At 37.4% G+C, this 13,136-nt stretch carries 7 protein-coding genes and 1 pseudogene; 3 read left to right on the top strand and 5 right to left on the bottom strand.

Going from position 1 to position 13,136, the window contains the following annotated elements; genetic code table 11:
* From A9G32_RS02440 to A9G32_RS13520, 4 genes and pseudogenes are all read right to left on the bottom strand, one after another.
* Positions 1-732: T6SS immunity protein Tli3 family protein (locus A9G32_RS02440; protein ID WP_065640634.1), on the bottom strand; the 732-nt coding region annotated here is incomplete at its 3' end.
* A 3-nt stretch (positions 733-735) separates the two neighbouring features.
* Positions 736-3,327 (bottom strand): T6SS effector phospholipase Tle3 domain-containing protein, encoded by a 2,592-nt coding sequence (locus tag A9G32_RS02435; protein ID WP_065589964.1) that lies wholly within the window; start codon positions 3,325-3,327, stop codon positions 736-738.
* A gap of 3 nt (positions 3,328-3,330) precedes the next feature.
* Positions 3,331-5,853, bottom strand: coding sequence for a type VI secretion system Vgr family protein (locus tag A9G32_RS02430; protein WP_081296712.1), 2,523 nt, complete (start codon positions 5,851-5,853; stop codon positions 3,331-3,333).
* A gap of 236 nt (positions 5,854-6,089) precedes the next feature.
* Positions 6,090-6,523, bottom strand: a pseudogene (locus A9G32_RS13520) (class II fructose-bisphosphate aldolase); the annotation flags it as partial.
* A gap of 201 nt (positions 6,524-6,724) precedes the next feature.
* On the opposite strand from A9G32_RS13520, the gene gntK reads away from it, so the two are divergent.
* Both gntK and edd read left to right on the top strand, forming a co-directional pair.
* On the top strand, positions 6,725-7,252 hold the full coding sequence (gene gntK / locus A9G32_RS02415) for a gluconokinase (RefSeq protein WP_065589962.1): 528 nt from the start codon (positions 6,725-6,727) through the stop codon (positions 7,250-7,252).
* Between the two features lie 31 nt (positions 7,253-7,283).
* Positions 7,284-9,089, top strand: coding sequence for a phosphogluconate dehydratase (gene edd / locus A9G32_RS02410; protein WP_065589961.1), 1,806 nt, complete (start codon positions 7,284-7,286; stop codon positions 9,087-9,089).
* Positions 9,090-9,220: 131 nt separating this feature from the next.
* On the opposite strand, the gene A9G32_RS02405 is transcribed toward edd, so the two are convergent.
* Complete coding sequence (locus A9G32_RS02405; RefSeq protein WP_065589960.1) at positions 9,221-10,942, bottom strand: thiamine pyrophosphate-dependent enzyme; 1,722 nt, start codon at positions 10,940-10,942, stop codon at positions 9,221-9,223.
* Positions 10,943-11,247: 305 nt separating this feature from the next.
* Here A9G32_RS02405 and A9G32_RS02400 point away from each other — a divergent pair, with 305 nt between their 5' ends.
* Positions 11,248-13,089, top strand: coding sequence for an SLC13 family permease (locus A9G32_RS02400; protein ID WP_442902833.1), 1,842 nt, complete (start codon positions 11,248-11,250; stop codon positions 13,087-13,089).
* Positions 13,090-13,136 lie beyond the last annotated feature (47 nt).

Raw genomic sequence — 13,136 nt, 5'->3', positions numbered from 1 at the left:
GCCTAACAAGTGTTGATAGACCTCTAACACGGTATGGTTATCGGGCAATTTAGTTCCTTTGGCATTATAATCACAGCGCATTTTATCCCAACCAGTATAGTCACTTGGAATTGGGGGAATACTTTCAGGGATAATTTGGCTTCTGCCTAAAATAGCTTCTTGTTCAAGCTGTTCTTTTTTCGATAACATATACCAACCTTTGGTGCCAAATGGCGCTTCTGATGCATAAAGCTGACCATCTTTGCCTAAAATAAAAGCCTGATCATTCACCACATCGTATTGCGGTGAATCATGATTACCTAAATAATGCCCAACCCCTAAACGGATACTTCTAAATGAACGCCCCCCATCAATTGAGGTTTCAAAGCCTGCAAGATCAGAATAAGGAATAGAAATATAATTTTTAGCTGGATGCCGATAGGGTTCAGTGTAAATACGCCAAGAATGAGGTGCTATACTGAAATAAACTTGTTCTTTATCGTCAATAAAATAAGCTTGCCCTTCACATCGATAGCCTGTCAATAAAATATAACGGTTTTCATCAAAACGGTACACAATTTGCGAGGGAGGAACAATGGTGGGCTTTCGTATATTATTAACTGGCGAAAGTGCCAATATTCCCAAGATAAAGAACAGATAACTCACCAGTTGCCATCGCTCACGATATTGCTTAATTAGCATAATAATAAATAATGCTCCCCCTATAAGGGTCGATAGTACTGCTAACATCATTGGTTAACTTCTCCTTTCTGTATCTGGCATTGGTAGTGGCCATTGTTGTTCTGGATTAATATAGAAACCAAAAACTTTACCGCCCACCGTGACCGCTAGTTTAGCGACTTGTTTGGCAGCGACTTTCGTTATAATACTTCCGCCACCCACAAGCAAAGCCTTTTGGTAAATAGTTTCAACCTGCTTAAATTCATTTATTACACCATCTGGGACTTTTCCCTGTAATAGATGCATCATCGACTTAATTGGGGCTGGCAAAATACCATCATTTTTATACTTTATTGTGTCTGAGTCTTCATTTTCTGGTGAGCGCCAATCGGCAAGGTGAATTAATTGTTGCCACGTTCGGCGGTTTTCTTTACTGCAAATATTGACTTCGCCCAACGCAAGATCAAATGCCATGATATGAGAAGGGACTTGCTCGTTTAAGGTAATACCTGAATGATGGGAACTGTCTTCGGCTTGCTCTGTCTGTTTTTGGACATATTTATAAACCTTTTGTTTTAGTTCTTCACCAGACGGAAAACACCATACCTCGAATTTATGCGGATCATCTGTAAAACGAAAATGGGCAAATCCTGGCAACCATTCCGGATGCTCTTTTAATCTGTCTCGAGGCCATGGATAATAATAAACGCTATCAAGTGAATGATTAGAACTACCGATGCGTTTTTTGGGTCTATCTGGATAAGGATAATAAAATTCATATTTAGGATAAGGTTTATACTCGTCAGATTCTTTATACCACCTTTCATGTTCATCATATTTATTTTTATCTAAAAACAGATCATTATAATAAATCGCTTTAGCTAATTTTGTTTTCGCACTTTTTCCACATCCGGTATAAATAATTGGTTCAGGAACTTGTTCACCATTAACATTCAACTTTTCTCTAACTCGGTATCTCGCATTACTAACCGATCCCGTTTCAGTTGGCGAATAAACACCATGCTCCTTATCTTGTTCTAATTGCGCAATAATTTTGTCATCTACTTTATAATAAATAATAATTTTATCTTTAATATTATCATAATAGCCATGAACAAAGCTGCCGTTCTCAATGGGGTTATGTTGATTGACTAACGCGATTTCATCTTTAGTTAAATAAATATACATTTTATACATAAAAGAAAAGCTTTCTTGTTCGGCATCATATTTTTTTATAATATCGATCTGTCTATCCTTTAACGCCTTTTTATCAAGGTATTCAGGCACGGCTATTTCAAAGGCTCCTTTGGGTCTAAAACAGATAAATTTAGCGGGATCTTCACCCACAGTCATACGATGACCAAATGCACGTTGCTTTAAATTGTCACCACATTGATTAAATACGTGATTAGGTATACCTTGCCAGCCCATGCCCTCAACACTACGCAATGAAACCACTTGATCATTAGGACTAAAGTAGTTATACACTTTGCCAAAGTTATTTCGACAATAAAGCGGATTGGTAAAATCATAATCCTGCTTTAAAGGATTGAGCATACCGCCTTTAATAGTTTTAGCGGCAACCCCTTTTTCAATTAACGTTTCGGGATCTTCATATTTGTTTTCTCTTAAATCTTGACCCTTTTTGATAGCTTTCACAAAATTAATAAAGGTTTGCTTACGCGCTTTGTTAGTTTGCACCCCCATGCCAGATTCTTTCGATTGTGATTCTAAAAAAGTGTAATCAAAAGCATACGGTGAGTGTGCAAGTATCACACAATCAGCCGGTAAATAACCTTCCTCAGCTAGCATCATATTAGCTAGCATGGTAATAATTGTCCCTTGACTATGCGCCACAATATTGATTGGTGCTTCCTTCAACTTTTTATCTTTTCTAATTTTAATAATTAAATCGGCTAAGCGACGAGCGGCAAACACCATATAGATGCGATGTGGGTTGTAATAAGCTTTAGCCCCTTTCTGCGATCCCAATCGGGCAACTAAATTCGTAAACGAGGTAAACCCTGGGCCATACATATCGGGAATGCAGGTGGTTGCATCCGAAAAAGGACCACCATTGCGAGTAAAATGGTAATCAATCCAATTACCAAAATGATCATGATTTAATTTTGAAAAACCATAAATTTCAGCCAGTTCTTTAGTCTCTTGTTCAATCCAATAGGCATCATAAGGTAGTTCATCTGGCTTGCCCTTTTCTAATCTGGCTTTATAGGCTTCTTGTTCACTATAGTAAGTATCAACATCGACTGGTTTATAACCCCAATAAAATGGAATAACAGGAGAATTACCTTTATGTTTTTCTACTTTAGGTTTTAGTGGTGGTTTAATTTTTTCTGTTTCTTCCCACTCAGTTAGCATCTGCATTCTGGGTGAAAAGTCGTCATCATCAACTTTAGCCCATTGCCACTTGTTAGGCTTTAAATCACAACGCCCTAAGCGCTTATTTAATCCCTCACAAATCCCTTTATCTAAATTTGGGAATGCTTCGCCAACATCATTCACGCCATGAATCAAAATCACAATACATGGCAATGGCGCAGGCACGCAAACATTTTGGGTTAGCATGGCATCAGTAGAGTTTGAGGGTAAACCAATCACACCGTCAACCTCGGTGATACTATCATCTGAAGTATGTGTATTAGACATCGGTTAATCCTTGGTTAATATTTCTATTTTCAGTTGTTCTAATTCTGTCATTGGTAACATTTGTGTTTCACCATTTTCATCAGTCATCCCGTCTTGTGTGCTGCCATCGCTAAAATGAATTCGATAAGGATGGTTTTTTAATACTTGCGATGATGAACCATTGAAATGTAATTTAAACTTACGTGAAAAGTCGCCTTTATTAAATGAAGGGGTCACTTCTTTAATACTTTCGGCACCAGAATAAGAGAGTAAAGCTGTTTTTTGTAAGATGCTAGTTGGTGCAATTAACTCTATCGTGCCATTTTTAATACGAATGCCAGCGCCACCACTAAGTAGTAATAACTCTTGTTGAGCATTGATTGTTACTTTACCGCCACTACTGGTTATAAACATATTTTTTTGTGCAGTGAGTTCTAATTCATCTGACTGCGCTTGAATTTCAACCCTGCCCGATGCGGCAATCAGCTTAATCCCCAATTTGTGCGCAAAAATAGAGACCATTTCACCAGCTGCCATTGATAGCTTTTTGAAAATATTCACGCTAGCGTTTTTACCAGCAGTAACAATAATATTTTCACTGGCTGCACTTTGGATGCTTTTTGATGAAGTTTGCGCTATGCCTTGATCACCATGAATAACAACCGTTGGTTGCTGTAATTGATTGGTTGCTGATTGCAATGCTTGTTGTTGGCTGATTTCGGCAGGTTCGGCACCGCTTGATTTTCCACACTCAATTAGCGCATAAGAAATATTTAAAGATTTTTCGATTTGTTTTATTGAATCTTGCATTTCAAGCTGTTGGCCAGCGGCTTTTTCTTGCTCTGTGGTGGTAACATAAACTCCTTTACCCGCTCGTATTGCACCCCACTCATCGGTGCGCAGTTCAAAGCCTTCACCCCGCTTAATTTTTTTATTATCAACTAAATGCCCTAGATTGAGTTGTGTTTTACCGTATTCAGTGGCAAGTTTGATATGCTCTTGCCCGCGCTTATCATCCATTCGCAATTTGTTATTAGCGGGTGTTCGAATTACATTACGGTGTTTGTTGATGAGCGAAACATGGTCTGGGTGGGCACTGTCATGCATTGCATGGGCAATATAGGGACGATCAGGATTGCCATTCGTAAAAGCAACGGCAACTTCGGTACCCTCAATAAGGGGAAAATGAAAACCATAAGTATTCCCTGAATAAGGCTTGGCAAGCCTAACCCATAAACTTTCTTCGCCTTTTTTCCAGTTTTTTAAATCAAAGTTAAACTTAATACGATAGCGCCCTTGAGGGTCAATATAGCCATAGGTATCGTGATTAGGACTGGTCACTCTTGCCGGTAGTGTACCGCTTACTTGTGGCCACGGTAATGGCGCAGGACGATAAGGTTTAAGTACATTAAACGGTATGGCGGTAAAGTGGGTTTGATATGATTCGGTTCGGTCGCCATGACTATGGGTTGCAACAATGATAATGCCGTCTTTGATATCGTTAATTGGGCAGCTATCAATAATAAGAAGTTGCCCCGGCACTAACTGATAATCATTACATTTTCCATAAATGGTTAATTGTTCGGTAATATGTTGTTGATGGCGGATGTGGGCATACCATTTGCCACTTTCAACAGTTTGAATATCTCCCTCTGTTTTATGATGCTCTTCATAACGATAGTCATCGCCTCGGGTTGTGATATCTTTTTGTTGACTATTGTCGGTGATGTGAAGGTTGTTATTTGCCGTGCGGTAGTTGTAATCATTAATACGTACCTGATTGGGTTTGGTTTTACTGCTAAACTGCAAATCCCATACGCTATGACGGCGACTATCATTTAAACCACTGGGCTGCTTAATTGCAATATTACCCGCCTTTTTTAATCCTTGTTCATAATCACTCATGACCATGACATCACAGCGATGTTTTGGATGCGTTTCAAAATAAAACCAGATACCAACATCAGCTAATAAACGCTGAATAAAGCTTAAATCACTTTCTTGCCACTGGGTAATAAACTCACGAGCAGGGTAAGTTTCATTTAGCTCCATTCGAAAATCAATCCCGATAAAACCGTGATTACGCAACACCTCTTCAACGACTTCAACGACGCTTCTATTTTGAAAAATAGCACTTTGATGATGGTTAGCTAGCAATGCCACTTTAGATTCAAACACCACCCGATAGTGAGCTTGGTCTTCACTCATTGAGACAAAACTAAATTCAGTAATCACCCCATAGAGTGTGCGGGGTTTATCTTCAATATCCAGTGAGCTTATTTGGGTGAGTGTAAGTGGTAAGGGGTTGGGATGAAAAGTCAGTGATGCGGTTTGGCTGAGTACTGAATCGATGGATATCTGACGATTTGTGCTGGTAAAATCAATGCAATATTGCCAAGGTTGATTTAACTGCTCTTTGCCTTCGAGTGATAAGACCGAAATTTCGGTTGTCATATCAAGTCCATCTATCGAAAACGAATAACGATTCATTGGGGTGATTCTGGCAAGTGAATCAAGATGACTGGCTAATTGATCTATTATGCCCATAGCTTAATCCTTGTTTTATATTTATAATTTTGGTTATATAAAATAAATCATAAGGTAATCTATACCATTAAAATACGTATTTTTTTTGAACAGTCAAGAACTTTTTTATGCCATTAATAGAATGAGTTACTCAATTAAGTAATAGATTTAAAAGGTAATTTGTTGTGTTAATATGACGTATTAACCCTTTTAGATAAAAATATAAAATTTGGAGTAAAAATTAAGATACACAATTTAGCTACCGCAAGTGAATCTATTCCTGTACGTTCGACATACTCTTTTGCCGCATTGGGATCTGTAAAAGCACTATCTTTGTTATCGACAATAAGATCGTCTTCTTGCCCGCCAAGCCGCCCTAATTCGGCTTCAACACTGGCATTATATTTATGACTAAAAACAACCATTTTACTAACTATGTCAATGTTTTCTTCAAATGGGTGATACAAGGCATCAATCATAATCGAGCGAATTCTTGCCTCTATTTTGTTTGAATATCACTGATATTTTTATGATGATCCAAATGTAACGCAAAAGGAAAATAGTGAATGCTTGCTGCTGTTTCACAAATACTGATTAAATATTGTATTCCTGCGTAACTATAAGTTGCTGGCTTTGCAGCAAGTATCACGGGAGATTGCATCTGTTTAGCGGTATCAATAACAACTTGGATGAAAAGCAAATAAGGTTTTATATTTTTGTGATCGGAATCTATTTTTCAATAGTAACGCTCAACTAATAGATAATTTTCTATTTATTAATAATTAAAAGTAAAACCTGATCCAGATCACAAATAAACTTTTTTTATATTGCAAATAGAGGTTAGCATGTCAAAATGTTACCCGTAACTAGTTGGATGTACGAAGGATCAATAATGACTAAAAAAAATAAACAAGTTTTTGTATTAATGGGAGTATCTGGTTGTGGTAAATCAGCTGTTGCCAAACAAGTTGCTTACAATCTGGATGCTGCTTTTTTAGATGGTGATTTTTTACATCCAAAGGCTAATATTTTAAAAATGCGGAGCGGTACACCTTTAAACGATGAAGATAGAATGCCTTGGCTTAGCTTAATCAGTAATGCCGTATTTGCTATGAGTAATGTTAACGATGTCTCAATTATTATCTGTTCGGCATTAAAACGAAAATATCGAGATATTATTCGCGGTGAGAATAAAAACGTACATTTTATTTATTTGAAAGGAAGTTTCGATGTAATCGCTGAAAGACTAGCTAAACGTAAAGGACACTACCAAAAAACAGGGATGCTTCAATCTCAATTCGATACTCTAGAAGAACCAACTACTGATGAAAAAGATGTCTACAACATCAATATTGAACAACCATTAGAAAAGGTTGTGCACGATACTGAAAAAGTAATACGCACAATATGTCATTGTTAAAAAAATAGAAAAAAAATAAGACGAGGTCAATGTGAATCCGACTATTCAGGCTGTAACTCAACGTATTATTGAGCGTTCTAGGGCATCTCGTACCGCTTATCTGCAAAAAATAGAAAGAGCTATGCATAAAAAAGTAACTCGATCTAGTTTACCATGTAGTAATTTAGCCCATGGTTTTGCTGCTTGTTGTAGCGATGATAAAAGTGATCTAAAAAACATTTTAAAAAGTAACATAGGGATTATTAGTTCTTATAATGACATGTTATCAGCTCATAAACCGTATGAGTTTTATCCTGAACAAATTCGAAAAGCACTTCACGAAGTTGGCGCAGTTGGGCAAATGGCTGGTGGAGTACCTGCCATGTGCGACGGTGTAACTCAAGGCGAGCCTGGAATGGAGCTATCATTAATGAGCCGTGATGTGATTGCAATGTCGGTTGCTGTCGGGCTTTCACACAATATGTTTGATGGTGCTCTATATCTTGGAATATGCGATAAAATTGTACCAGGTCTATTTATTGGCGCATTAACGTTTGGTCACTTACCTGCTATTTTTGTACCTGCAGGACCAATGCCATCGGGCTTACCTAATAAAGAAAAGGTGCGTATCCGCCAGCTTTACTCAGAAGGTAAAGCTTCGCGTGAAGACTTACTTGAATCAGAATCGGCATCTTATCACACTAGTGGTACTTGTACTTTTTATGGTACCGCAAATAGTAACCAAATGGTTATTGAATTAATGGGACTACATTTGCCAGGGACGGCCTTTGTTCATCCTGAAACAGCATTACGTTATGAATTAACCAATGCTGCTGCTAAACAAATTACTCGCCTAACCAACCAATCAGGAAACTATATGCCTATTGGTAAAATGGTAGATGAAAAGGTGATTGTCAATGGTCTAGTTGCACTACTCGCAACTGGCGGTTCAACTAATTTAACAATGCATATTGTGGCAATGGCTAAAGCAGCCGGCATAATTATTAATTGGGATGATATTTCAGATCTATCAACAGCAGTACCACTACTTTGCCGAATTTACCCGAATGGTCCAGCCGATATAAACTACTTTCAAGCAGCTGGAGGGACATCTTTATTGGTTCGCGAATTATTATCGGGTGGTTTATTACATGAAGATGTTGAAACTGTAGTAGGCCGTGGACTTAGTCGTTATACTCAAGAACCTATTTTAGAAAATGGCAAACTTACTTTCCGTGAAGGTCCAACAAAATCATTAGATGACAGCGTCATTGCATCAATCAAAAGACCATTTAATTCTCATGGTGGATTAAAAGTGATGTCAGGAAATCTTGGTCGTGCAATTATGAAAACATCAGCCGTTGCACCTGAACATCAAATTATTGAAGCACCAGCAGTCATCTTTAATAGCCAATATGATTTAGATGCCGAATATAAAGCAGGCAAACTAAATAAAGACTGTGTAGTTGTTGTCCGTTATCAAGGACCAAAAGCAATTGGCATGCCAGAATTGCATAAACTAATAACACCGCTAGGTGTTCTGCAAGATAAAGGTTATAAAGTTGCGTTATTAACTGATGGTCGATTATCGGGGGCTTCAGGCAAAGTGCCCGCCGCAATTCATGTCACCCCTGAAGCTTATGATGGAGGTTTACTCAGTAAAGTTCAAGAAGGCGACATGATCCGTGTTAATGGTCAAACTGGCGAAATAACATTATTAGTAAGCGAGGCAGAATTAGCCAAACGTGAACCTTATTCTTTCGATTTAGCGGATTCACATCTCGGTTATGGGCGTGAACTATTTACCGTTATCCGAGAAAATTTAACTTCCGCAGAAGAAGGCGCCGTTAGTTTTTAATTCATTTATTCTGCCGCAAATCAGCGGCAGATCCCCCAAAATTATACTGAAACACCCCTATTTCCTGAAACTTTTTAACAAAAACTCTCTGTAAACTTGTCATTTAAAATAAATATAAAAAATAATATAAACTATTTCTTGATAAAATTATCCACCAATAGATTTACTACATCGCCCATTTTCCCTTGCAAAGAAGCTTTTACACTGTAAAGCGCCATTCCCATAACCTGCGATGCTTGAATTTCAGGTGGCATAACTAATTCATTAGAGCTGGTTTTAACATCTAATAATGCAGGACCTTGATGCGATAAAAATGATTGCATTGCTTCATCAAGAGAATCAGAGTTATCAACTCTTATCGCAAATAATCCCATCGAATCGGCAACTTTTGCAAAATTAGGATTCTGTAAATCGGTATAGTGATCAACTAAACCTTCTGATTTCTGTTCCAATTCAACAAAATTAAGTGAACTATTATTAAGCACAATAATTTTAATTGGCAAATTTTCTTGAATTGTAGTTAACAAATCGCCTAATAACATACTAATACCACCATCACCTGATAAAGTAATAACCTGACGATTAGGAAATGCTTTTTGCACACCTAACGCTTGCGGCATTGCATTTGCCATTGTGCCATGTTTCAAACTAATTACAGTACGTCTTTTTCCGTTGGTATTAAAATGCCTACAAGCCCAAACCATAGCTGATCCAACATCAGCACAAAGCACAGCGTCTTGTGTCGCATATTTATCAACAAGCTCGGTTAAATATTGAGGATGAATCATTGCTTGAGAAGGTACAGCTTTCTTATTCAATTTATCCATTGCTTTTATATACAATTGGCGACATTTTTCTAAAAACTTAGAATCTTGTTTTTCATCAACTAAAGGAATTAAAGCAGCTAACGTTGGCTTACTACTACCAACAACCCCCACACTCACTGGATGACGCCGCCCAAGATGAGTTGCATCAATATCAACTTGAATAATAATCGCTTTATCAGGATAAAATTGTGACCACGCAAAATCAGCACCTAACATAATTAACACATCACACTCTTTAATCGCTGTTGTTCCTGACTCCATACCAAACATACCAGTCATACCAACGTTATAAGGATTATCATACTCAACAAAATCTTTACCCCTCGATGTATGCACAATAGGTGATTTTAATTTTTCAGCAAAGGCAATAAGCTCATCGTGAGCCTCACACACTCCTTGCCCAGCAAAGATAGCTATTTTATGATTATTATTAAGTATTTCTGCGATTTGATTCAATTCTTCATTTGACGGGCGAATAATAGGTTTAGGATGATAAATTTTATGCCCACTATTATCTTCAACCTTAATTAAACTAATATTATAAGGTACCACTAAAACAGCTACACCTCGTTGATTAATTGCAGCTTGAACTGCTGCGGTTGTTATTTGTCTTGCTTGGGTTGGATCATTGATTTGCTGACAAAATACAGAACAATTTTTATAAATAGATTCAAAGTCAACTTCTTGCGGAAAATCGGTACCTTGTTGCGAAGTCACCAATTGGCTTGCCAATAAAACAACAGGTACTTTATTACGGTGTGCTTCATAAATACCGTTAATAAAATGCAAACTTCCTGGACCACAAGATCCAGCACAAGCTGTAATTTGGTCTGTTAAATAAGCTTCTGCCCCTGCGGCAAAAGCACCGACTTCCTCATGACGAACGTGTACCCATTCAATATTACTTTTTTTAATAGAAGAAGTAATATGATTTAAAGTATCCCCAACAATACCATAACAATGCTTAACACCTGCTTCAGACAAAACATCAACTATAATTTGTGCAACAGATTTTTTTGATGACATATTCTCTCCTAAAGAGTTAACGATTAAATAGGTTTAGTTGCTTAAATTACACCTACTTTTCAATAATGCGAATAGGTCATAAAGAAAATAGCAAAAAATGTTAAAAAACGAAAAATAACGTAAAAAAAATTAACGATAAAGTAATTATAGCCATATAAACTTTATTTAGAGATATTCCCTATTACAATAAATCAAGGTATTATGTACAAAATGTAATCTGTATCATAGAGCTACTTTTTGTGGAACATTTGTCATCTGAGGATGGTTTAGTATCATCAATCGCTAAATTCTTACCTAATTATTTTATTGAATATTACCCACTTATTACTGTCTGCATATTATTATTAATAGCAATTTTAATGTTTTCGTTCAGCAAATTAAGAATGGACATTATTGCATTGCTCACAATCACGGCAATCACCATCACAGGTGTATTAACACCAGCTGAAGCCCTCGCTGGATTTAGCGATCCTAATATTATCTTAATTGCCCTTCTATTTATTATTGGTGAAAGCTTGGTTAGAACAGGCATTTCATACAAAATGAGCGAATACATATTAAAAGTTGCAGGCAAAAACGATATTCGCATTATCACCTGTATTATGTTAGGCGTTGCTTTGCTTGGCTCAGTGATGAGCTCAACTGGCGTAGTTGCAATTTTTATACCTGTTGCCATTAGCATTGCTAACCATACCGGTATTCATGTAAAAAAATTAATGATGCCACTTTGTATTGCGGCATTAATAAGTGGCATGATGACACTGGTTGCCACCGCACCAAACCTTGTGGTAAACAGTGAATTAAACCGTGCCGCTTTGACTGAATTCAGTTTTTTCTCGATCACCCCAATTGGTATTGGTGTTTTAATTGTCGGGGTTATTTATTGCATATTAACACGCAATTGGTTACTCACAGCAGAACAAGTTACCACAACTAATACCCAACCACAAAGACGAAAAATCACCGATTTAATTCGAGACTATAAATTAATTGGCCGAGCCCATCGAGCACAAATACTAGCTGGCTCACCTTTTGTTGGGCGCACAATTGATGGCTTACATTTGCGTAGTGAACATGGTGTAAATGTTATTGGTATTGAACGTTGGCGCAAATTCCACAAAGTACTAATCCCCGTTAATGGCTCAACCGAATTTCGTGAAAATGATATTTTATTACTCGATATGTCACACTCCGAAGCCGATTATCGAACCTTTTTAAACACTAACAACCTTGAACCGAAAGTATTACGAGGTGAATATTTTTCAGAACAGGTTAAACAAGTCGGCATGGCCGAAGTTGCCCTGCTCCCAGAATCGACACTGTGTGGAAAAACACTTAATGAAATTGATTTTAGAGGAAAATATTTCCTGACTGTAATTGGTATTTGGCGTAATCATGCACCAGTTGAAACAAACAACTTATTCCAAGAACGTTTAGAAATGAGTGATACATTATTAGTTTGTGGTGACTGGGGTTCGATCCAAAAACTACAAACTCGAACCAATGACTTTGTTGTATTAGATTTTCCAGCCGATATCGACGATATTGCACCAGCAAGCTCACAAGCACCAGCGGCTTTAATTAATCTCGCCATTATGATTATTTTAATGGTGACAGGTATTGTGCCTAATGTGGTTGCGGCATTAATCGCCTGCTTACTGATGGGGGCAACACGGTGCATTGACATGACCAATGCCTATAAATCCATACATTGGCCAACCTTAATTCTAATTATAGGTATGATGCCTTTTGCACTAGCACTCAACAAAACGGGGGGAATTTCACTCATATCAGCTTGGCTTGAAGTCCATTTACGCTCTTTCGGCCCATACATGGTGCTAACATTTATTTTCTTATTATGCTCAACAATTGGATTATTTATATCCAATACTGCAACAGCAATTTTAATTGCGCCAATCGCTATTGATTTAGGACTAAAATTCGGTTACTCACCTTATCCATTTGCCATGACGGTGGCAATTGCCACATCAGCGTCATTTATTACGCCCGTATCCTCACCGATTAAAACCATGGTGGTGGCACCGGGAGGATACAGCTTTAGCGATTTTGTCAAAATTGGTGTGCCATTAACGTTTTTAGTAATGGCGGTAGATATTGCTTTAGTACCGGTGTTTTTTCCGTTTTAAAGCCTAACTATGGTAATGATTGAAAATAATACTAATATAAAAGCATA

Source organism: Gilliamella sp. Gris3-2 (assembly GCF_001690345.1).
GTDB classification, from domain to species: domain Bacteria; phylum Pseudomonadota; class Gammaproteobacteria; order Enterobacterales; family Orbaceae; genus Gilliamella; species Gilliamella bombi.
This window is presented reverse-complemented; position numbering and strand designations above follow the sequence as displayed.

Bases quoted from the DNA above. Each gene is read 5' to 3' on its own strand.
- A9G32_RS02435 (WP_065589964.1), bottom strand. From the start codon at position 3,327: ATGTCTAATACACATACTTCAGATGATAGTATCACCGAGGTTGACGGT.
- A9G32_RS02430 (WP_081296712.1), bottom strand. From the start codon at position 5,853: ATGGGCATAATAGATCAATTAGCCAGTCATCTTGATTCACTTGCCAGA.
- gntK (WP_065589962.1), top strand. From the start codon at position 6,725: ATGACTAAAAAAAATAAACAAGTTTTTGTATTAATGGGAGTATCTGGT.
- A9G32_RS02405 (WP_065589960.1), bottom strand. From the start codon at position 10,942: ATGTCATCAAAAAAATCTGTTGCACAAATTATAGTTGATGTTTTGTCT.